The sequence below is a fragment of the Thalassobaculum sp. OXR-137 genome (assembly GCF_034377285.1).
GTDB lineage: Bacteria > Pseudomonadota > Alphaproteobacteria > Thalassobaculales > Thalassobaculaceae > Thalassobaculum.
In genome coordinates, this window is the sequence record NZ_CP139715.1 from 1,121,515 (window position 1) to 1,141,959 (window position 20,445).

Annotated in this window: 19 protein-coding genes; 5 read left to right on the forward strand and 14 right to left on the reverse strand. The window is 65.7% G+C overall.

Annotation, left to right across the window (positions count from 1 at the left end):
- Positions 1–75: 75 nt before the first annotated feature.
- From phoB to T8K17_RS05340, 8 genes are all read right to left on the reverse strand, one after another.
- Positions 76–771, reverse strand: a complete 696-nt coding sequence (phoB, locus tag T8K17_RS05305; RefSeq protein WP_322333462.1) for a phosphate regulon transcriptional regulator PhoB — start codon at positions 769–771, stop codon at positions 76–78.
- A 15-nt stretch (positions 772–786) separates the two neighbouring features.
- Positions 787–1,521 (reverse strand): phosphate signaling complex protein PhoU, encoded by a 735-nt coding sequence (gene phoU, locus T8K17_RS05310; protein WP_322333463.1) that lies wholly within the window; start codon positions 1,519–1,521, stop codon positions 787–789.
- 67 nt (positions 1,522–1,588) lie between these two features.
- Positions 1,589–2,356: a phosphate ABC transporter ATP-binding protein PstB gene (gene pstB, locus T8K17_RS05315; RefSeq protein WP_322334928.1), complete on the reverse strand. Its 768-nt coding sequence runs from the start codon at positions 2,354–2,356 to the stop codon at positions 1,589–1,591.
- 78 nt (positions 2,357–2,434) lie between these two features.
- Positions 2,435–3,784: a phosphate ABC transporter permease PstA gene (pstA, locus tag T8K17_RS05320; RefSeq protein WP_322333464.1), complete on the reverse strand. Its 1,350-nt coding sequence runs from the start codon at positions 3,782–3,784 to the stop codon at positions 2,435–2,437.
- Positions 3,777–5,162: a phosphate ABC transporter permease subunit PstC gene (gene pstC, locus T8K17_RS05325; protein WP_322333465.1), complete on the reverse strand. Its 1,386-nt coding sequence runs from the start codon at positions 5,160–5,162 to the stop codon at positions 3,777–3,779. Before pstC ends, pstA begins: the two co-directional genes overlap by 8 nt.
- 161 nt (positions 5,163–5,323) lie before the next feature.
- Positions 5,324–6,361, reverse strand: coding sequence for a PstS family phosphate ABC transporter substrate-binding protein (locus tag T8K17_RS05330; protein ID WP_322333466.1), 1,038 nt, complete (start codon positions 6,359–6,361; stop codon positions 5,324–5,326).
- Between the two features lie 194 nt (positions 6,362–6,555).
- A complete protein-coding gene (locus T8K17_RS05335; protein WP_322333467.1) occupies positions 6,556–8,097 on the reverse strand; it encodes an ATP-binding protein in 1,542 nt (513 codons plus the stop codon).
- Between the two features lie 63 nt (positions 8,098–8,160).
- On the reverse strand, positions 8,161–10,428 hold the full coding sequence (locus T8K17_RS05340) for an NADP-dependent malic enzyme (RefSeq protein WP_322333468.1): 2,268 nt from the start codon (positions 10,426–10,428) through the stop codon (positions 8,161–8,163).
- Between the two features lie 254 nt (positions 10,429–10,682).
- Here T8K17_RS05340 and mutS point away from each other — a divergent pair, with 254 nt between their 5' ends.
- A complete protein-coding gene (mutS, locus tag T8K17_RS05345; RefSeq protein ID WP_416153171.1) occupies positions 10,683–13,382 on the forward strand; it encodes a DNA mismatch repair protein MutS in 2,700 nt (899 codons plus the stop codon).
- A 115-nt stretch (positions 13,383–13,497) separates the two neighbouring features.
- Here the strand turns inward: mutS and T8K17_RS05350 are convergent, their stop codons facing one another.
- Positions 13,498–14,118, reverse strand: a complete 621-nt coding sequence (locus T8K17_RS05350) for a hypothetical protein (protein ID WP_322333469.1) — start codon at positions 14,116–14,118, stop codon at positions 13,498–13,500.
- Positions 14,119–14,378: 260 nt separating this feature from the next.
- Positions 14,379–14,972 (reverse strand): helix-turn-helix domain-containing protein, encoded by a 594-nt coding sequence (locus tag T8K17_RS05355; protein WP_322333470.1) that lies wholly within the window; start codon positions 14,970–14,972, stop codon positions 14,379–14,381.
- A 71-nt stretch (positions 14,973–15,043) separates the two neighbouring features.
- Between T8K17_RS05355 and T8K17_RS05360 the strand changes: the two genes are divergently transcribed.
- Both T8K17_RS05360 and T8K17_RS05365 read left to right on the forward strand, forming a co-directional pair.
- A complete protein-coding gene (locus T8K17_RS05360; RefSeq protein ID WP_322333471.1) occupies positions 15,044–15,469 on the forward strand; it encodes a VOC family protein in 426 nt (141 codons plus the stop codon).
- A gap of 62 nt (positions 15,470–15,531) precedes the next feature.
- Complete coding sequence (locus T8K17_RS05365) at positions 15,532–15,777, forward strand: hypothetical protein (RefSeq protein ID WP_322333472.1); 246 nt, start codon at positions 15,532–15,534, stop codon at positions 15,775–15,777.
- Between the two features lie 9 nt (positions 15,778–15,786).
- Here the strand turns inward: T8K17_RS05365 and T8K17_RS05370 are convergent, their stop codons facing one another.
- The 3 genes from T8K17_RS05370 to T8K17_RS05380 all read right to left on the reverse strand — a co-directional run bounded on the left by T8K17_RS05370 (position 15,787) and on the right by T8K17_RS05380 (position 17,943).
- Entirely contained in the window at positions 15,787–16,746 is a 960-nt protein-coding gene (locus T8K17_RS05370; RefSeq protein WP_322333473.1) for a dihydrodipicolinate synthase family protein, read from the reverse strand.
- A gap of 86 nt (positions 16,747–16,832) precedes the next feature.
- The gene (locus tag T8K17_RS05375) at positions 16,833–17,192 is read right to left on the reverse strand and encodes a DUF1428 domain-containing protein (RefSeq protein ID WP_322333474.1); all 360 of its coding nucleotides are present in this window, start codon (positions 17,190–17,192) and stop codon (positions 16,833–16,835) included.
- A gap of 22 nt (positions 17,193–17,214) precedes the next feature.
- Positions 17,215–17,943 carry a thioredoxin family protein gene (locus T8K17_RS05380; protein ID WP_322333475.1) on the reverse strand — a complete coding sequence of 243 codons (729 nt, stop codon included), beginning with the start codon at positions 17,941–17,943 and terminating at the stop codon, positions 17,215–17,217.
- Positions 17,944–18,013: 70 nt separating this feature from the next.
- On the opposite strand from T8K17_RS05380, the gene T8K17_RS05385 reads away from it, so the two are divergent.
- Both T8K17_RS05385 and T8K17_RS05390 read left to right on the forward strand, forming a co-directional pair.
- The gene (locus T8K17_RS05385) at positions 18,014–18,460 is read left to right on the forward strand and encodes a MarR family winged helix-turn-helix transcriptional regulator (protein ID WP_322333476.1); all 447 of its coding nucleotides are present in this window, start codon (positions 18,014–18,016) and stop codon (positions 18,458–18,460) included.
- Positions 18,461–18,484: 24 nt separating this feature from the next.
- A complete protein-coding gene (locus T8K17_RS05390; protein WP_322333477.1) occupies positions 18,485–18,907 on the forward strand; it encodes a VOC family protein in 423 nt (140 codons plus the stop codon).
- A 253-nt stretch (positions 18,908–19,160) separates the two neighbouring features.
- Here T8K17_RS05390 and T8K17_RS05395 read toward each other — a convergent pair whose 3' ends face one another.
- On the reverse strand, positions 19,161–20,357 hold the full coding sequence (locus T8K17_RS05395; protein ID WP_322333478.1) for an FAD-binding oxidoreductase: 1,197 nt from the start codon (positions 20,355–20,357) through the stop codon (positions 19,161–19,163).
- Positions 20,358–20,445: the final 88 nt, after the last annotated feature.

The following is a 20,445-nucleotide window of genomic DNA, read 5'->3' on the forward strand; positions in this document are numbered from 1 at the left end:
CAGGTATCTGAGTCGCCGCGGCTTGCCCATAGGTAATAGCGCCGGGCAGGCGGCGCGGCGACGGATGGTGCCGGATCAGGCGGCGGCGTTGGCGTCCAGTGCGTAGCCGGCGGAGCGCACCGTGCGGATCACGTCGTCGTCGTTCTCGCTGTTCAGCGCCTTGCGCAGCCGGCGGATATGGACGTCCACCGTGCGCGGCTCGACATAGACGTCCGGACCCCAGACCGTGTCGAGCAGCTGCTCGCGCGAGAACACCCGGCCCGGATGCTCCAGGAAATGGCGCAGCAGGCGGAACTCGGTGGGGCCGAGATGGATGTCGCGCTCGCTGCGCTTCACCCGGTGCGCCGCCAGATCCATGGTCAGGTCGGCGAAGCGCAGGATCTCGTCCTCGGTGGAGGGGCGCGCCCGGCGCATCACCGCGCGGACCCGGGCGATCAGCTCGGCCGGACTGAACGGCTTGGTGATGTAGTCGTCGGCCCCGGAATTCAGGCCCCGGATCCGATCGCCTTCCTCGCCGCGGGCGGTGAGCATGATGATCGGGATGTTCTTCAGGTCCGGTGCCCGGCGCAGCCGCCTGCAGGCCTCGATGCCCGAGAGCAGGGGCAGCATCCAGTCCAGCAGGATCAGGTCGGGGCGGCGTTCCGCGGCGACCAGCATGGCCTCCTCGCCGTCCCCCGCGTCGATGACGCGGAAGCCTTCGCGTTCCAGGTTGTAGCGCAGCAGGGTGACGATCGGCGCTTCATCCTCGACGATCAGGATCAGTGGTTTCATGGGGTCGGTCACTCTTTACTCGGACGATCCATCGGAAAGCTCCTCCGGCTTGACGACGGCGAAGCTGCTGTTGTCCCCCTTCGGCCGATTGCCTTCCAGGCGGCGGCCGGTCTCCTCGAAATAGACGGTTTCGGCGATGTTGGTGGCGTGGTCGCCGATCCGCTCGATGTTCTTGGCCACGAAGAGCAGATGCGCGCAGGCGGTGATGTTGCGCGGATCCTCCATCATGTACGTCAGCAGCTCCCGAAAGAGGCTGGTGTACATCTGGTCGATCTCTTCGTCGCGCTGCCAGGCGACCATCGCGCGCTCCACGTCGCGCTGGGTATAGGCGTCCAGCACGTCGGTGATCACCCGGTGGGTCAGCCGGCCCATGCGGGCGATGCCGTTGATCGGCCCGACCTCCGGAAGCTGCGACAGGGCCGAGGCCCGCTTGGCCACGTTGGTGGCGTAGTCGCCCATGCGCTCCAGGTCGTGGGAGATCTTCAGCGCCGACAGGATCTGGCGCAGGTCGTGGGCGACGGGCTGGCGCAGGGCCAGCATCCGCAGGGTCAGCGCCTCGACCTGATCCTCCAGATCGTCGATCGCCTTGTCGGCCTCGACGCACTGGGCGGCCAGCGCGTCGTCGCGTTTGGCGATCGCCTGGATGGCGTTTGACAACTGGGCTTCGACGAGCCCGCCCATGCGGGAAATTGCCGACCGCAAGCCGTCCAGTTCCTCGTCGAACGAGGATACGATGTGGCTGTCGGACATGGTTCAGACCTCCGGTAACGGGTGACGTGCCGCGGCCGCCGATCGGGCCGCGGATTAGCCTTCGAGCCTATCCGAAACGTCCGGTGATGTACCCTTGGGTCCGGCTGTCGACGGGGTTGGTGAAGATCGCCTCGGTCTCTCCGACCTCCACCAGGTCGCCCAGGTGGAAGAACGCGGTGCGCTGGGACACGCGGGCGGCCTGCTGCATCGAGTGGGTCACGATGACGATGGTGAAGTTCTCCCGCAGCTCGTCGATCAGCTCCTCGATGCGGGCCGTGGCGATCGGGTCGAGGGCCGAGCACGGCTCGTCCATCAGGATCACTTCCGGATTCACCGCGATCGCCCGGGCGATGCACAGGCGCTGCTGCTGGCCGCCGGACAGACCGGTTCCCGGCTGGTCCAGGCGGTCGCTGACCTCTTTCCAGAGACCGGCACGCTCCAGGCTCTTCTGAACGATCTCGTCCAGTTCCGCCTTGCCGTGGGCGATGCCGTGGATCCGCGGGCCGTAGGCGATGTTGTCGTAGATCGACTTCGGAAACGGATTCGGCTTCTGGAACACCATGCCGACCCGGGCGCGGAGCTGCACCACGTCCAGGGACGGGTCGTAGATGTCGTGCTCGTCCAGCGAGATCCTGCCGGTGACCCGGCAGATGTCGATCACGTCGTTCATGCGGTTCAGACAGCGCAGGAACGTGGACTTGCCGCAGCCCGACGGGCCGATCAGCGCGGTCACTTCGTTCTCGTAGACGTCCAGGTCCACATGCTTCAGGGCATGTTTCTCGCCATAATAGACGTTGACGTCGCGGGACTGGACCTTGGTGTACCGGTTGGCCATCTGCTCCGGGCTCGGCGGCTTGGATGCGACGTCGACTTCGGGCGTCGTCCGGGATGTGGTGCTCATCATTTTATCTCCTTACCACCGTCGCTCGAAGCGTTTGCGCAACAGGACGGCGACCGCATTCATCAGAACCAGGAAGCCAAGCAGAACCATGATCGCCGCCGAGGTCTTCTCCACGAAGGCACGCTCGGGGCTGTCGGCCCAGATATAGACCTGAACCGGCAGGACCGTTGCCGGATCGGTGAAGCCTTGGGGCACGTCGACGATGAAGGCGACCATGCCGATCATCAGCAGCGGCGCGGTCTCGCCGAGCGCCTGGGCCATGCCGATGATCGTGCCGGTCAGGATGCCCGGCATCGCCAGCGGCAGCACGTGGTGGGTGACCACCTGCAGCGGCGAGGCGCCGAGGCCGAGGGCGGCCTCGCGGATCGAGGGGGGCACCGCCTTCAGGGCGGAGCGGGAGGCGATGATGATCGTTGGCAGGGTCATCAGCGCCAGCACCAGACCGCCGGCCAGCGGGGCGGAGCGCGGCAGGCCGAAGAAGTTCAGGAAGACCGCCAGACCGAGCAGACCGAAGACGATCGAGGGGACCGCCGCCAGGTTGTTGATGTTCACCTCGATCAGGTCGGTGAACCGGTTCTTCGGCGCGAATTCCTCCAGATAGGCGGCCGCCATCACGCCGACCGGGAAGGAGACCAGCAGGGTCACCGTCAGGGTCAGGATCGAGCCGATCAGCGCGCCGTAGATACCGGCTTCCTCGGGCTCGCGGCTGTCGCCGGTGGTGAAGAAGTCGACGTTGAACGTGGCGTGCACCAGGCCTTTGGAGTCGAGCTGGTCGAACCAGCCGATCTCGCGGTCCTTGACCCGCCGATCGCCTTCGGGAAGATCGCGATCGATGAACCCCTTGGCGAAGGTGTCCATGTCGTCGGACATCTTGACCCGCACGGTCTGGGTCGTGCCGATCAGCGACGGATCTTCGAGAACCATCGACCGCAGCCGGATATCGGCGTTCGGCGAGATCAGGCCATAGAGCATGCGGCGCTCACGCCGGTCCTGGGCGGCGTCGGGGAACTCGCGCCGGAGGCCGTCGCGGACCATGTCCAGATAGTTGGCGCGCTGCAGCGTCTCGATTTCAACCGGTCCGCCATCGGGATTCAGTTCCTCGGCGCTGAAGGTCACCTGGAGATCGACCTCGTGCTGCCAGAACGCCGAATAACCCTTGGACACGATGCTGCCGAGCAGGATCAGCAGGATGATCCCGGCCGCCCCGACACTGGCAAGGCCCAGAAGCCGGAACGTGCGTTCGCGCGAGTATCGCTTGGCGAGATGCGGGCTGACGAGCAGCGGGCGGCTTGCCGGTCTGCCCTGCGGGGGGGTGCCCGAGGGAGGAGGTGAGCCCGGGGAAGTCGAGATTGTATCAGTCATACTTCTCTCGGTATTTGCGGACCACGCTGAGCGCGATCACGTTGAGGGCAAGCGTGATGAAGAACAGCACCAGTCCCAGGGCGAAGGCGGACAGGGTCTTGGCGCTGTCAAATTCCTGGTCGCCGACCAGCAGGGTGACGATCTGCACCGTGACGGTGGTGACGGCTTCCAGCGGATTGACGGTCAGATTGGCGGCAAGGCCGGCGGCCATGACCACGATCATTGTCTCGCCGATGGCGCGGCTGACGGCCAGCAGCAGGGCGCCGACGATGCCGGGCAGGGCGGCGGGCACGATGACCGAGCGGATGGTCTCCGACTTCGTGGCGCCCAGGCCGTAGGAGCCGTCGCGCAGAGATTGCGGCACGGCGTTGATCACGTCGTCGGACAGGGAGGAGACGAAGGGGATGATCATGATCCCCATCACCACACCGGCGGCGAGCGCGCTCTCCGAGGAGACGTCCAGACCGATGCCCTCGCCGACGTTGCGGAAGAACGGGGCGACGGTCAGGGCGGCGAAGAAGCCGTAGACCACGGTCGGGATGCCGGCCAGCACCTCCAGCATCGGCTTGGCGAAGGCGCGGAAGCGCGGGTCGGCATATTCGGCCATGTAGATCGCCGACATCAGGCCGATGGGTGCTGCGACGACCATGGCGATGAAGGTGATGAGCAGCGTGCCGACGAACAGCGGCACCGCGCCGAACGCGCCGGAGGAGCCGACCTGATCCGCGCGCAGCGCGGTCTGCGGGCTCCAGTTCAGGCCGAACAGGAACTCGTAGAACGGCACCTTGGTGAAGAAGATGAAGCTCTCGAACAGCAGCGACAGCACGATCCCGACGGTGGTCAGGATGGCGATCAGGGAGCTGATGATCAGCACCACGTTGACCACCTTCTCCACGGTGTTCCGGGCGCGCAGGGACGGGTTGATCCGGTTGCGGGCATAGGCCAGGCCGCCGGCGCCGATGCCGAAGGTGGCGACGATCATCAGGATGAAGCTGGTATCGCGCAGGCTCGTCAGCTGGCTTGCCGCGGCCTCGATCGCCGGATCGTTGGCCCGCGAGGAGATATTGCCGGACGCGACGTTCCGGATGTCGTTGAGCAGCAGGCCGTATTCCGAAGAGGACAGACCCTCGGTCATGGCGGCCGGCAGTCCGCCCATCACCACGCTCTCAATGATTTGCGGCTGAATGATCAGCCAGACCGCCAGCAGCAGGAGCGACGGAATGCCGATCCAGATTGCGGTGTAGGAGCCGTAGTAGCTCGGCAGGGAGTGAAGGTCCTTGGGCATTCCGCCCGCGGTCATCACAGCGCGGGCGCGGCCCATGGTGTAGCCGACGGCGGCGAAGCCGAGCAGCGCGAGAACCACGATGAAAGTCTGCATTGATCCCGGCTCCCTGAGAGCGATCCCCGACCGGCATGCGGTCGGCAGTAGATAAAGGGTCTAACGAACGAGATGTAGGAGAATATCGGATGGGTCGGCGGTGCGCGGACCGGAAGGAAGCGGCCGACCCCGGGGGGTCGGCCGCTGGTATGGAATGCCGATCAGAGGCTCAGATTGGTGAGGTTCTCGCCCGCGGTGCGATACTTCTCCAGATCCGCCTCCGGCAGCGGGATCAGGCCCTTGTCGGTCAGGTAGCCTTCCTGGCCGGCAGCCTTCTCGCTGGTGAACTCGGCCACATATTCCTTCATGCCGGGGATCACGCCGACATGGGCGTTCTTCATGTAGAAGAACAGGGAACGGGAGACCGGGTAGGAGCCGTCGGCGATGGCGTCGAAGGTCGGGGCGTTGCCCTCGATCACCGAGCCATGGACCTTGTCGGCGTTCTGGTCGAGGAAGGAGAAGCCGAAGATGCCGAGCGCGCTCGGGTTGGCTTCCAGCTTCTGGACGATCAGGTTGTCGTTCTCGCCGGCCTCGATGAACTTGCCGTCTTCACGCATGGAGCCGAAGACCTGCTTGAACTTGGACTTGTCCGACTTCGCCAGGTCCTTCAGGAACGGGATCTCCTCGGCACCAACTTCCATCACCAGCTCGACGAAGGCGTCGCGGGTGCCGGAGGTCGGCGGCGGGCCGAGCACTTCGATCTCGGTGTCCGGCAGGTCGGCGTTGATCTCGGACCACTTGGTGTAGGGGTTGGCGACCAGCTTGCCGTCGACCGGAACTTCCTTGGCCAGGGCCAGGAAGATGTCCTTGCGGCTCAGCTTGTAAGTCTCGGAGGCCTTGGCGTTGGCCAGCACGATGCCGTCGAAGCCGATCTTGATCTCGGTGATGTCGGTCACGCCGTTGGAGGCGCAGAGCTCGACCTCGGACTTCTTGATCCGGCGCGAGGCGTTGGTGATATCCGGATGCTCGGTGCCGACACCCTGGCAGAACAGCTTCAGGCCGCCGCCGGAACCGGTCGACTCGATGACCGGGGTCTTGAAGCCGGTCGTCTTACCGAAGTTCTCCGCAACCACAGTGGCGAACGGGAACACGGTCGACGAGCCGACGATGCGAATTTGATCACGGGCCTCGGCCTGGGCCGTCATGGCGACGACGCCGAGCGCGGCGATGGCGACCGCCTTGCCGAACGAGAAAGTCATGGGAATCCTCCAGTCATTTGCTTGGGAGGTTGCATATCCACCAGCGTCGACAGGAAGGGATCAGCGCGATCTGGCCGCGCCGTCTTCCCCCGCGTTGGCTGGCCCGACAAGTACCGGTCGGATGGAAATCTTTTAAGACAGCTCTGTGAAACTTTGATTACAGAGGCCGTTGCAATTAATCGGTCATGAAAGATTCACGCAGCGGTAATGGCCCGCACGCCGCCGCGAACGGCCGAAACATCGCCGGAGTCTCCGCCCGAACCCTGGGCCCCCTTGCCGGCCTGGGACGCCCTGGGCAGGTAGACGGTCACGGTGGTTCCCTCGCCCTTCGTGGACTCGATGGTCAGGGCCCCCCGGTGGCGACCGACGATATGCTTGACGATGGCAAGGCCCAGCCCGGTGCCGCCCAGCTCGCGGGAGCGGGCGGTATCGACCCGGTAGAACCGTTCGGTGAGCCGCGGGATGTGCCCGGCATCGATCCCCTCGCCGCGGTCGCGGACACGGATCGCGAGGACGCCGTCCCGCTTGCCCGGATAGGCCGCCGGCACCTTGTCGGCGAATTGGGCCGAGACCTCCACCACGGTGCCGCTGCGCCCGTACTTGATGGCGTTGTCCATCAGGTTCTGGAGCACCTGGGTGAGCTCGTCGGATTCGCCGAATACGGGCGGCAGGTCGGGCGCGATATCCAGCGACACCCGCATGTCCTTGCGCCGCGCCTCCAGATCCAGGGTCGCCTTGACCCCTTCCAGGATCGGTTTCAGCTCGATCTTCCGGGTCGGGGCGCTGTGCTCGTTGGTCTCGATCCGCGACAGCGACAGCAGATCGTTCACCAGCCGGCTCATGCGGTGGGACTGCAGGCGCATGATCTCCAGGAACCGGTCGCGGGCGTCGTCGTCGTCCCGGGCGGGCCCCTGCAGGGTCTCGATGAAGCCCATCAGCGTGGACAGCGGCGTGCGCAGCTCGTGGCTGACATTGGCGACGAAATCGACCCGCATCTGCTCCGACCGCCGCACCGCCGTCAGGTCCACGAACAGCAGCAGCGCCGCCCTGGCGTGGTCGGCGATGTCGGGCAGGGATTCCACCTGAACGGTGAAGGTGCGCTCCGTCGGGGCCGCGATCTCGAACTCCACCGTCGTGGTCGGCTTGCCCGCCTGGGCATCGCGCACGGCGGCGAGCACGGCCGGGTGGCGGATGACCGCGGACAGGTCGCGGCCTTCGATATGCTGGCCGAACTGGCCCTGGGCGGCGCGGTTGGCGCCGATGATCCGTGAGCGGCCGTCGACCACCAGCAGCGGGTCGGGGATCGCCTGGATCACCCGGCTCGGGGTCTCGGCCTGGCGATGGGCGGCCTTGATCCAGGCGGAGACCTGACGGTCGGCCCGCTCCAGCGACAGGGCAAGGTCGGCGGCCGGGCCGGTATCTCCGATGTGGGAAATTGCGCCCCGACGGTCGGCCAGCGCGGTGTCCAGGTCGCCCGCATGGGCGCGTTCGTCCAGGTGCTGGCGCAGGATCGCCAGCTCGCGCAGGTGCCGGCGCACGATGAGGATCATCGCCAGATAGGTCGCGGCCACCGAGCCGATCGCCGCCGGCACGCCCATCTCGCCGGCCGCGGCCAGGCCGACGAAGAGTACGCCGGGTACCGTCGCCAGCACGCCGGAGATGCGCCAAACCGTGCTCCAGGCCGGCGACGCCATCGGCCGGCTGCGATCCTCATGCGTCGTGCGGACGTCCGCCATCTTTCCTCCGATGCCCCACCGGCATCATCCAGGCCGACGACGGCGGACCGACCGCCGTTTCGATCAGCCGATCGTCGCCTCGTGCGCCGCGATCGCCGCGGCATTCACGATGTCGGTCACGCTGGCGCCCATCTGGACGATCTGCGCCGGTTTCTCCAGGCCCATCAGCATCGGTCCGATCACCGACCCCCCGGCAAACCGCTGAAGCAGCTTGTAAGAGATGTTGGCCGAGTGCAGGGCCGGCATGACCAGAACGTTGGCCGGGCCGGACAGGCGGCAGAACGGGTAGAGGCGCTGAACCTCAGGATCCAGGGCGACATCGGCCGACATCTCGCCGTCGTATTCGAAGTCGAGCTCGCGGCTGTCCAGAATGTCCACCGCCTCGCGGATCCGCAGCGCCTTCTCGCGCATCGGGTTGCCGAAATTGGAGAAGGACAGCAGCGCCACCCGCGGCTCGTGCCCGAAGGCCCGGGCGACCGCGGCGGTCTGGCAGGTGATGTCGGCGAGCTGGGCCGGTTCCGGCAGTTCGTGCACGTTGGTGTCGGCGATGAAGATCGTGCGGCCGCGCGAGATCACCATGGTGACCGCCATCAGCAGCTCGTTCGGCTTGCAGTCGATCACCCGGGTGACGTCGTCGGCCGCCACGCCGAAGCTGCGTGTCAGGCCCGTGACCATGCCGTCCGCATCCCCCATCGCCACCATGCAGGCGGCGAAGATGTTGCGGTCCTGGTTGACCATGCGTTGGCAGTCCCGATGCATCGCGCCCTTCCTCTGAAGACGCTTATACAGAAACTCTATGTACTTTTCGTTGAACGGCGACACTTTCGCGTTCTGGATCTCCAGGGTCTCCGCGCCGGCGATGCCCATATCCCCGATCTTGCGCTTGATGCGGTCCTCGCGGCCGATGAGGATGGCGTGGCCGTAGCCGCCGGCCTGGAAGGACAGGGCCGCGCGGATCGTCTTCTCCTCCTCGCCCTCGGCGAAGACCACCCGCTTGTTGGACTTGCGGATGCGGTCGAGGATGTTCTGCAGGCTGGCCGCCGTCGGGTCGAGGCGGGCGCTCAGCTGGGCGCGGTAGGCGTCCATGTCGTCGATGCGCTTGCGCGCCACGCCGGTATCCATCGCCGCCTGGGCGACGGCGGCGGAGACATGGACGATCAGGCGCGGATCGAACGGGGCGGGGATGATGTAGTCGCGGCCGAACTTGAGGCGGCGCCCGGAATAGGCGGCGTCCACCTCGTCCGGCACGTCCTCGCGCGCCAGCTCCGCCAGCGCGTTGGCGGCGGCGATCTTCATATCCTGGTTGATCTCCGATGCCCGCACGTCGAGCGCGCCGCGGAAGATGTAGGGGAAGCCCAGGACGTTGTTCACCTGGTTGGGATAGTCGGAACGTCCGGTCGCCATGATGGCGTCGTCGCGCACCGAGGCCACGTCCTCCGGAGTGATCTCCGGATCCGGATTGGCCATGGCGAAGATGATCGGATTGGCGGCCATGGACTTGACCATGTCCTTGGTGACCGCGCCCTTGGCCGACAGGCCGAAGAACGCGTCGGCGCCCTCCATCGCTTCGGCCAGGGTCCGGCGGTCGGTCACCGCGGCATGGGCCGATTTCCACTGGTTCATGCCCTGCTCGCGGCCCTGATAGACCACGCCGCGGGTGTCGCAGATGATGATGTTGTTGTGCGGCATGCCCATGGCCTTGAGCAGCTCCACACCGGCGATGGACGCCGCTCCGGCGCCGTTAACCACCAGCTTGGTGGTCTTCAGGTCGCGGCCGGTCAGGTGCATGGCGTTGATCAGGCCGGCGGCGGAGATGATCGCCGTGCCGTGCTGGTCGTCATGGAACACCGGGATGTCGAGCAGCTCCTTCAGGCGCTGCTCGATGATGAAGCACTCCGGCGCCTTGATGTCTTCCAGGTTGATGCCGCCGAAGCTGGGGCCCAGATAGCGCACCGAATTGACGAACTCGTCCACGTCCTGGGTGTCGACCTCCAGGTCGATGCCGTCCACATCGGCGAAGCGCTTGAACAGGACCGCCTTGCCCTCCATCACCGGCTTGGAGGCCAGCGCGCCGATATTGCCGAGGCCGAGCACCGCGGTGCCGTTGGAGATCACGGCCACGATGTTGCCGCGTGAGGTGTAGTCGTAGGCCGTGTTCGGATCCTTCTCGATCTCCAGGCACGGCACGGCCACGCCCGGCGAGTAGGCCAGCGACAGCTCGCGCTGGGTGGTCAGCGGCTTGGTCGGCGTGATCTCGATCTTGCCGGGACGGCCGGTCGAGTGGAACAGCAGCGCTTCGTTTTCCGCGTCGGTCCGATTGTCGGTGTCCATGATTTTTCTGTTCGCTCCCTGAACCCTTGCCGGCCTCGGTTGGCCCGAATCGGCGCTTGTGGCGGTAGCTCCGCCCTATTTCGTCGAATCGACGTTAACGTCGCCGGCGCATGGGGGGAAGAGGCCGCAGGAAAAACAGTTTGTTACCCGAGCCTTCCGGGCCTCGCGCCCTTGCCCTCCCGCGGGCCGGACACGCGTGATAGGGTCGCCGCTTTCGTTCATCCCGATGCCGAATCCCGGAGCCCGACCCAGCCGTGTCCGCCGAGCCGTCCTCCTCCGAGACCGAAGACCCCGACGTCGTTCTGCAGGCCCGCGCCGAGGGCGCGACGCCGATGTTTCAGCAGTATTTCGAGGTCAAGCGCGCCCACCCGGACGCCTTGCTGTTCTATCGCATGGGCGATTTCTACGAGCTGTTCTTCGAGGATGCGGTCGCCGCCGCCCGCGCGCTGGACATTACGCTGACGCAACGAGGTCAGCACCAGGGCGAGCCGATCCCGATGTGCGGCGTGCCGCACCACAGTTCCGAAGGCTATCTCGCCCGGCTGATCCGTCAGGGCTTCCGGGTGGCGGTCTGCGAGCAGACCGAGGATCCGTCCGAGGCGAAGAAACGCGGCGGCAAGTCGGTGGTCCGGCGCGAGGTGATTCGCGTGGTCACGCCGGGGACGCTGACCGAAGACACCCTGCTCGACGCGCGCCGGCCGAACTATCTGGCCTGTCTCGCGGAGGCCGGCGGGACCTTCGGTCTCGCCTGGGTCGATCTCTCCACCGGCGATTTCCAGACCCAGCCGGTGGAGCCGCGCGGGCTGGAGGCGGCCCTCGCCCGGCTCGCCCCCTCGGAGCTGATCCTGTCGGAGAAGCTTTATGCGGATCCGGCGCTGGAGGCGGGGCTGGCCGAGGTGCGGCCGATCAGCCATCCGATGCCGGGGGCCCGGTTCGACAGCGAGAATGGGCGGCGCCGTCTGGAAGCGGCCTACGGGGTGACCGCGCTGGACGCCTTCGGTGCGTTCTCGCGGCCCGAGCTGGCGGCGGCCGGGGCCATCGTCGACTATCTGGACCTCACGCAGAAGGGCAAGCAGCCGCGGCTGGCGGCGATCCGGCGCTGGTCGCCGGGCGGGGTGATGGAAATCGATGCCGCCACCCGCCGCAATCTGGAACTGACACGCACCCTGTCCGGGGAACGCCGGGGCAGCCTGCTCGCCACCATCGACCGCACCCTGACCGGGGCCGGCGCCCGTCTGCTGGTCGCCCGGCTGTCGGCGCCGCTGACTGATCCGGGAGAGATCGACGCCCGGCTGGACGGCGTGTCCTTTTTCATGGATGCCGAGCGCGCCCGCCAGGATCTGCGGGCGATCCTGTCCCGCATTCCCGATATCGACCGGGCCCTGTCGCGGCTGGCCCTGGATCGGGGCGGGCCGCGCGATCTGGCGGCGATCCGCGACGCGCTGGCGGAGACCGGACCGATCCGCGCCGCCATCGCCCGCGCCCCGCTCTCCACCCCGCCGGCCGCCATCGCCCGCGACCTGGAGGATCTGGGCGAACATTCCGGCCTGGTCGACCTGTTGGGCCGTGCCCTGGCCGCCGAGCTGCCGCTGCTGGCCCGCGACGGCGGGCTGGTCGCACCGGGCTATGCGCCGGAGCTGGACCGGCTGCGCGGCCTGCGCGACGAGAGCCGGCGGATGATCGCCGCCTTGCAGGCGAAGTACGCGCGGGAGACCGGCGTTTCGGCCCTGAAGGTCAAGCACAACAACGTGCTCGGCTATTTCATCGAGGTCTCGGCCACCAACGGCGACAAGATCATGGGCCGCGATGGCTTCATCCACCGCCAGACCATGGCCAACGCGGTGCGCTTCACCACCGTGGAGCTGGGCGAGCTGGAGAAGGAACTGTCGAGTGCCGCCGATAAGGCGCTGGCGGTCGAGCTGGAAGTCTTCGCCGATCTGATCGGCAAGGTGCTGGAAGTGGCCGACACCATCGCCATCGCCGCCGCGGCGCTCGCCCGGCTCGACGTGTCGGCCGCCCTGGCCGATCTCGCCGCCGCCCGCGACTGGTGCCGGCCGGTGGTGGATGCCGGGCTCGGCTTCGAGGTGACCGCCGGCCGCCACCCGGTGGTGGAGGCAAGCCTGCCGGACGGGCCGGCCGCCTTCGTCGCCAACGGCTGCACCCTGGTGCCCGAGGACCGGGTCTGGCTGGTGACCGGCCCGAACATGGCCGGTAAGTCCACCTTCCTGCGGCAGAACGCGCTGATTGCCGTGCTGGCGCAGATCGGCTCCTTCGTGCCGGCGACCGCCTGCCGGATCGGCGTGGTCGACCGGCTGTTCAGCCGGGTCGGAGCGGCCGACGACCTGGCGCGGGGCCGCTCCACCTTCATGGTGGAGATGGTGGAGACCGCCGCCATCCTGAACCAGGCGGGCGAGCGGGCGCTGGTGATCCTGGACGAGATCGGCCGCGGCACCGCGACCTTCGACGGCCTGTCCATCGCCTGGGCCACGGTGGAGCATCTGCACGAGAGCAACCGCTGCCGCGCGCTGTTCGCCACCCATTATCACGAGCTGACGGTGCTGGCCGACCGGCTCCCGGCGCTGACCTGCCACACCATGGCGGTGAAGGAGTGGAAGGACGACATTGTCTTCCTGCACGAGGTGATCGCCGGGGCGGCCGACCGGTCCTACGGCATCCATGTGGCCAAGCTGGCCGGCCTGCCCGGCGCGGTGATCGGCCGGGCGGAGGAGGTGCTGGACCGGCTGGAGAAGGGCGAGCAGGGCAAGGCCGCGACCAATCTGATCGACGATCTGCCGCTGTTCAGCATGCTGGCGAAACCGAAGGCTTCGTCGGCAGAACCCGCCGGCCCGAGCCCGGTGGAGGAGGCGCTGAAGGGCCTGAACCCGGACGAGATGACGCCCAGGGAAGCGCTCGACGCCCTATATGCGCTGAAGGCTAAGGCCGGTTCGTCCTGAGGGTGGCGTCGATCAAGCGAGTGATGTCAGTGACGTTGAGATCGTGCTAAGATTTGAGGGGACATGTATCATTGAGAAGCATTAGGTTTCTGAAAATCTGGCTAATATCTGATCTTCAATCTGAATTTCTCATATTTGAAAGACAGGAATCAATTTTAGAAATTTGTTCCGCATCTATTAGGATCAGAAAAAATGGATATTCATTATAATAACCCATGTAGCTGGAACACAAATCGTTAAAATATCCTATTCCTTTCACCGTTTTTTTGAATTCTTCGTCATTTTTGGTGTTGTTATGTATAAAATCAAATATTTGGGTTACATAGAGTCCCATATTTTTTCCCTTCCGCAAAGTGTCCGCAGTGACAATTAATGCATTTGAATCTTCGGGAACGCGCCATTTTCCACTCCATGGCCGGCCAACTAATTTAACTCCTGCTTCACTGATTTCTAAATGTCTGTTTGATGTTTGATCATATTTTATTTCCAAATAATCTGATGTCGAATCACAGTTATATAAATGCATTTTATCATAAGCGATTTGCCTAACTTCATCTTCAATTACTCCCATCAACGTAATTTGGAACTGTTCCCCTCCATTTTTATTGCAACTAATAGATTTCAGGGGAGTCCATATATCTCTATTATATTTTTCACTCGCGAAAACAGGTGTGTGTAGCAGTATAAAATGTAATAATATCGATAATATTCCAAACACATAAGTATTATAAAACATAAAAACTCGATTTCTATTGAGTACATTAAAAGTACAAAACATAAATGATGCCAAAGAATTTAGTGCATTAATTAACACGCCTTCAGTCCTTTACCGCACTTTGCAACACTGGCTTTCTTGTTGCGACGATAGCCGATAATCTTCCTATCAAACTGCGCGTACACAAAGTACTTTTTCTAGATAAATGCTATATGAGTCATCAGCAATGCAAGAAGGCCGTCTAACAGGTGATCGTGACCGAACCTCATATGCGCTGAAGGCTAAGGCCGCCCCGTCCTGATCGTGGCGTCGATCAGCCGGGTGATCGCGGCGCAGTAAGGCGCCGGGTCGGCGCCGCCGGCGATGGCCAGGGCCGCCCGGTCGAAGGCGGCGGACAGGCAGTCGGCGAGCGCGTCCAGCTCCTCCCGGTCGATCCGCCGCATCGCCTCCGCCAGCCCCTGGCGCAAGGTGGCACCGCCCTGGCTGCGGTCCAGGTCCGCCATGACGTGCGGGCCGAGCACGGCGGGGCCGTCCAGCAGCAGAAGCCGGGCGCGGCCCGGGACCGTCATCGCGGCGAAATAGGCGCCGGTGCCCTCGATCAGCGCCTTGCGGGGCGAGGCGGCGGGGGCGGCGGCCCGGTCGATGGCTTCGGCCAGCGCTTTCGCCTCGGCGGTCACCACCGCGCGGAACAGGTCGGCCTTGTCGGCGAAATGGTGATAGAGCGCGCCGCGGGTGACCTCGGCGGCGGCGACGATCTCCGGCGTGCCGGTCTCGCCGTAACCCTTCTCGACGAACAGGGCCCGGGCGGCGGCGATCAGTGCCGCCCTGGTGGCCGCCCGCCGCGCCTCGTTGGTCCGCCGCTCGGTTCCTTGCATGCATACAGCCTGTATGTTAATTGATGTATTTACATGCAGAGTGTATGTTTTTGATGGAGAGGAGGCAAGCCATGCGCTGCACCCAGTTCTATCCGGTGATCATGACCGACCGGGTGGCCGAGACCGCCCGGTTCTACTGCGACCATTTCCGCTTCGCGCCGGCTTTCGAGAGCGACTGGTACGTACACCTGCAGTCGAGCGAGGATCCCGGGGTCAATATCGCGATCCTGTCCGGCGACCACGAGACCATCCCGGAAGCGGGGCGCGGCCGGGCGGCGGGCCTGCTGATCAATTTCGAGGTGGCCGACGTGGATGCTGAATACGCCCGGGCGACGGCGGCCGGCCTGCCGATGCTGCTGGACCTGCGCGACGAGCCCTTCGGCCAGCGCCATTTCATCACCCGGGACCCCGCTGGTGTGCTGATCGACGTCATCACACCGATCCCGCCGAGCGCCGAGTTTCTGGCGCAATACGTTGAGGATGCGGTGCCGGCGTGAAATCGGCCCGTCTCTTCCATGGCAGGCACGACGTACCACGGGATTTTTGATAGGATCGAGCCATGGCGAAGGAACCGACGAACCTTGTGCTGGAATACCTTCGACGGATCGACACCAAGGTCGATGCGCTTGCGGAGGATATGATCCAAGTGAAGCAGCGAATCACCCGTGTGGAAGAAGGACTCGTCCTGGTCAATCACCGCGTCACGCATCTGGAGGAACGCATTGTCGAATTGACCCATCGCATGGATCGGTTCGACGGACATCTGGGTCGCATCGAGAAGCGCCTCGGCCTCGCCGACGCCTGACCCTCCGCCTCACGCCACCTTCGAATACACCGTCTCTCCCGTCAGCCCGGCCGCATCCATGGCGGCGGCGATCTTGTCGATCTCGGAGTCGCTCAGCTTGACCAGGGGCGGGCGGACGTGGGCCGCATCCATCCTCCCCAGATGGACCAGCGCCTCCTTCATGCGGTTGTGCATGTCGAGGAAGGGCGGGTCGTAGAACGCGCCGGTGGTCGGGTAGATCCGGTCGGCCAGCCGCCGCGCCTCCTCCAGGTCGCCGGCCTGGACCGCCCGGAACAGGGCGACCTGAAGGGCGGCGATGACGCTGCCGGCGCCCGACAGCAGCCCGTCGCAGCCCAAGACCAGGGAGGAGAGCAGCCAGGAGGAATGGGTCGTCAGCACGCTGACCCGCCGGGGCAGGGCGTGCAGCTCGCGGATCTGGCGCTCATGCTGCTTGGCGTCGTTGCACCAGTCCTTGATGGCGACGACCGTGTCGATCTCCCGGCAGATGCGCACGAGCGTCTCAACCGGGTAACCGAGCGTGGTCGCCGGATACTGGAACAGGATCAGCGGCAGGTCGGTCGCCTCGCGGATCGTGGCGAAATGGGCGAGCGCCATCTCCGGCCGCATCGCGCCGCCGGAGAGCAGGGTGTTCGACGGGAAAACCAGCAGGGCGCTGGCGCCGTCGCGCTCCGCCCGCCGGGCGATGGATGCTGCCAGGTGCGAGCCGTCGCTATAGACGCCATGCACCACCGGCAGCTTTCCGCCCACCTCCTCCATGGTGATCGCCATCACCCGTTCCTGTTCCGAAACGGTGCAGGTGGCGACCTCGCTGGCATGGGCGTTGACGGTGATCGCGCTGATCCCTTCCACCGAGGCGACGTCGTTCAGATGACGGCGGTATCCGCCCTCGTCGATCTCCAGATCGGCGGTGAAGGGCAGCAGGCAGGCGGGGATCACGCCCCTCGGCGCGAAGGGCAGCGGCGCGGCCATGGTTTCCTCCCAAGATCGTTTATTGGTTGAGAGGAAGTGTAGGCCCGCCACCTGGGGCTGGAAAGCCGCCGAATCTCGCTCCCCGGTCAGTCCGCGCTGGTGTCCACGATCGGCACGAACCCGCCGAAGATCATCCGCTTGCCGTCGAACGGCATGTCGTCGGGCGGGCCCGCGGCAGGATCTTCCATGACCTTCGCCATGCCCGCATCGCGAACCTCCTTGGACGGCCAGACGATCCAGGAGAAGACGACGGTCTCGTCTTCGGTGACCTTCACCGCCATGGGGAAGGAGGTCACCTTGCCCTCGGGAACGTCATCGCCCCAACACTCCATGATGTGGAGCGCCCCGTATTTCAGAAAGATCGGTGCCATGTCGGCGGCCATCTTCCGGAAGGCTTCCTTCTTGTCGTTCGGTACGGGAATGACGAATCCATCTACATAACTCACGGCGCTTTCTCCTCGGGTCCAGTTATTCAGCGGCGTGGCAGCACGCCTTGGCTGATGCGGTTTCGTATTCGTCATGCAACCGCAGCCAACTCATGATTCCCTCGCCCTCGTTGCGGCCCTTGGGCGTCATGTCGAGATAGGAGAAGGGGGTGAAGATCAGCTCCGTCCCCCGGGAATAGGTCGAATAGGTGTGGAACACCGATCCGTCCGCGCCGCGGGCGAAGACGCTGATGCCGGGCAGGTCGGGATGGGCATAGGGTGTGGTGCCGTAGTTGTAGGAGACGGCACCGGCGGCGATCTGCTCCGGCGTGAAGGCTGTCCAGTAATCGTGGTTGAAGCTGTTGCCGCCACAGGACACCCAGCGGAAGGTCCAGCCCAGGCGTTTGCGGGCCGCCTCGATCTCGGCGACAGGCGCGCGGGAGACGGCGACGTAGGACAGATCGGCCTGCTCGAAGTGCCGGCGGGCGGCATCCACCATGTCGGCGTCACCGGCGCATCCGGGGCAGATCGGGCCGCCCGGCGGCAGCATGAAATGCTTGACGACGAGCTGGCTGCGGCCGTCGAACAGGTCGGCCAGACTCGCCGTGCCGTCCGGCGTATCGAAGACGTAATCCGTCTCGACCCTTACCCAGGGCAGCGCCCGGCGTTCGGCGCTGACCGCGTCGCGCAGATGGGTCGCCTCCCGCTCGCGCGCCAGCAGGGCACGGCGGGCCTCAAGCCATTCTTCCTTCGAAACGATCTTGGGTTCCATCGGATCCTCCTTCGGGTCGATGGAGGCGGATGCTGGTTGACTAATATGTTGATGTCAACATAATTGACTCATGACCATGCGTGACGATCTTCCCATCGAAGTGACCCTCGAAGTCCGCGACCGCTGCCTGTGTCTGCACCTGCAGCGCGCGGCCCGGGCGGTCGCCCGCCGCTTCGACGAGGTGCTGCGGCCGTTCGGGCTGACCAACGGCCAGTTCTCCCTGCTGATGTCGCTGAACCGGCCGTCGCCGCCGCGCATCGGCGACCTGGTGCCGCTGCTGGCGATGGACCGCACCACCCTGACCGCCGCCTTCAAGCCGCTCGAGCGGCGCGGTCTGGTCCGGGTGCTGGTCGATCCCGAGGACCGGCGCGGCCGACGGATCGAGATCACCGAGGCCGGCCGCGATGCCCTGGCCGCCGCCGTCCCCATCTGGCGGCGAACCCATGACGAGGTCGATGCCCTCGTCGCCTCCCGCAATCTGGACGGCCTTCGCGCCGACCTTCTGTCGCTTTCCTGACGACCCCCACCCAGAGGACCCGCCATGCAATCGAATCCCTATCTCACCTTCGCCGGCGACTGCGCAGAGGCCTTCGGTTTCTATGCCGAGGTGCTGGGCGGCAAGATCAACGATGTGCTGCGGTTCGGCGAGGCGCCGGACTGCGACTGGGTGACCGACGACTGGCGCGACAAGGTCATGCACAGCATGTTCACCGCCCCGGGCCTGGTTCTGATGGGGTCCGACGCGCCGCCGCAGATGTACGAGAAGCCGCGGGGCGTCTCCGTGGCCCTGCATGTGGACAGCGGCGCCGAGGCGCAGCGGATCTACGACGCCTTCAAGCAGGGCGGCACGGTGAAGATGGAGCTGCAGGAAACCTTCTGGGCCAGCCGGTTCGCCATGCTGGTCGACCGGTTCGGCATCAGCTGGATCATCAATTGCGAGAAGACGGACGCCCCTCCGGCCTGACGGCGGCCGCCCGACTGTGCCGGCCTGCCCGCGGTGAAGACCCCGGGCCGGCGCCGACCGATCAAAACCGCGAACCGGGGAAGCCCGCGGGAGGGATGATGATGGTTCTGCGCCGGCCCGGGGCTTCGGCGGGGCACGGTGCACCGGTCCCGGCTCTGCCCACGCCACAGGGTGAGCCCGGTCCCGATCTGGAATCAATCTGACATATGCAAGATGTCACAAAATGTCACACGGCGACGTGTCGCCGGGGGCGTCAGACGACGTTTCGCTCCTTCAACGGGCGGCCTTCCAGAATCCGCTCGATCCCGAAGCGGGTGAGGTCGAGGGTGCTGAACGTCCCGGCGGTGATCAGTTCGCTCACCGCCCGCCCGGCCGCCGGCGACTGCTGCAGCCCGTGGCCGGAAAAGCCGGTGGCGAAGATCAGGTTGCCGATCTCCGGATGGCGGCCGATCACGGCGTTCTGGTCGAGGGCGTTGTAGTCGTAGGGCCCCGCCCAGGCGCCGGTCAGCTTCACCGCCTCGAAGGCCGGGATGCGCTCGGCCAGGGCCGGCCAGACCACCTCCTCCCACCAGCGCCAGTCGACCTGGATGTCCCAGCTTTCCGGGTCGTCCTCCTCCGGCGGGGAGATGCCGCAGACATAGCCCGCCCCTTCCGGCCGCACGAAGACGCCCGTCGTGTCGATGGTCAGCGGCAGGGGCGGTCCCTCCAGCGCGTCCCGGCAGGCGATCTGGTAGACCGTGCGGATGCGGGGACCCACCGGCAGATCGATGCCGAGCAGGCCTGCGACCGTGCCGGAATTCGCGCCCGACGCGACGACGAGGGTCCCGCAGGCGATCGTCGACCCATCGGCCAGCGTCACCCGCTCAACCCCGCCGGTGCCGCGGTCGATACCTGTGACCTCGCCGGTGAGGTAGGTGACGCCCAGGGACCGGGCCTTGCGCTTGAGCGCCTGGAGCAGGGTATTGGGATCGATCCAGCCCTCGCCGCGCTCGCCGAAGGTGGCGGCGGCGATCCCGTCGGTGTTCAGGTAGGGGAAGCGCCGGGCCAATTCGTCGGTCTCGAGCCAGGAGATCGACGCCCCGGCTTCGGTCTGGACCGCGTGGTTCTCGGCCAGGATCGCGCGCCCCTCCGGCGAGGCGAGGAACAGATAGCCGTTCTCCACGAAGGTCAGGTCGGGGCGTTCGCCGTCCACCTCCAGCAGGTCTGGCGCCTCGGCGACGAACCGGCGCGCGAACAGGCCGATCTCGACGTTCTCGCGAATCGAGAACTGCTGGCGGATGCCGCCGACGGAGAGGGGTGTGGAGGCCCGCGCATAGGTCGGGTCGCGCTCCACGACCACGACGCGCCCCTTGAAGTCCGGCGACGCGGCCAGAAAATAGGCGGTGGCGGACCCGACGGCCCCGCCGCCGACAATGACCACATCCGCCTGTCCGTTCTCCGTCCCGTTCATGCATCGCTCCCTTGCCTGATCCGTGTCGGGAGCCTCAGGCATCCGTGACGGCCGGACAAGGGGCGCGTATAGTCTGCGCGACTGAAAA

What these genes read in the sequence shown, in the direction of transcription:
- T8K17_RS05360 (WP_322333471.1), top strand. Translation starts at nt 15,044, where the DNA reads ATGCGCTGCACCCAGTTCTATCCGGTGATCATGACCGACCGGGTGGCC.
- pstC (WP_322333465.1), bottom strand. Translation starts at nt 5,162, where the DNA reads ATGCAGACTTTCATCGTGGTTCTCGCGCTGCTCGGCTTCGCCGCCGTC.
- phoB (WP_322333462.1), bottom strand. Translation starts at nt 771, where the DNA reads ATGAAACCACTGATCCTGATCGTCGAGGATGAAGCGCCGATCGTCACC.
- T8K17_RS05370 (WP_322333473.1), bottom strand. Translation starts at nt 16,746, where the DNA reads ATGGCCGCGCCGCTGCCCTTCGCGCCGAGGGGCGTGATCCCCGCCTGC.
- T8K17_RS05395 (WP_322333478.1), bottom strand. Translation starts at nt 20,357, where the DNA reads ATGAACGGGACGGAGAACGGACAGGCGGATGTGGTCATTGTCGGCGGC.
- T8K17_RS05350 (WP_322333469.1), bottom strand. Translation starts at nt 14,118, where the DNA reads ATGTTTTATAATACTTATGTGTTTGGAATATTATCGATATTATTACAT.
- T8K17_RS05380 (WP_322333475.1), bottom strand. Translation starts at nt 17,943, where the DNA reads ATGGAACCCAAGATCGTTTCGAAGGAAGAATGGCTTGAGGCCCGCCGT.
- T8K17_RS05385 (WP_322333476.1), top strand. Translation starts at nt 18,014, where the DNA reads ATGACCATGCGTGACGATCTTCCCATCGAAGTGACCCTCGAAGTCCGC.
- T8K17_RS05355 (WP_322333470.1), bottom strand. Translation starts at nt 14,972, where the DNA reads ATGCAAGGAACCGAGCGGCGGACCAACGAGGCGCGGCGGGCGGCCACC.
- T8K17_RS05330 (WP_322333466.1), bottom strand. Translation starts at nt 6,361, where the DNA reads ATGACTTTCTCGTTCGGCAAGGCGGTCGCCATCGCCGCGCTCGGCGTC.
- T8K17_RS05335 (WP_322333467.1), bottom strand. Translation starts at nt 8,097, where the DNA reads ATGGCGGACGTCCGCACGACGCATGAGGATCGCAGCCGGCCGATGGCG.
- phoU (WP_322333463.1), bottom strand. Translation starts at nt 1,521, where the DNA reads ATGTCCGACAGCCACATCGTATCCTCGTTCGACGAGGAACTGGACGGC.
- pstA (WP_322333464.1), bottom strand. Translation starts at nt 3,784, where the DNA reads ATGACTGATACAATCTCGACTTCCCCGGGCTCACCTCCTCCCTCGGGC.
- T8K17_RS05365 (WP_322333472.1), top strand. Translation starts at nt 15,532, where the DNA reads ATGGCGAAGGAACCGACGAACCTTGTGCTGGAATACCTTCGACGGATC.
- T8K17_RS05390 (WP_322333477.1), top strand. Translation starts at nt 18,485, where the DNA reads ATGCAATCGAATCCCTATCTCACCTTCGCCGGCGACTGCGCAGAGGCC.
- pstB (WP_322334928.1), bottom strand. Translation starts at nt 2,356, where the DNA reads ATGGCCAACCGGTACACCAAGGTCCAGTCCCGCGACGTCAACGTCTAT.
- T8K17_RS05340 (WP_322333468.1), bottom strand. Translation starts at nt 10,428, where the DNA reads ATGGACACCGACAATCGGACCGACGCGGAAAACGAAGCGCTGCTGTTC.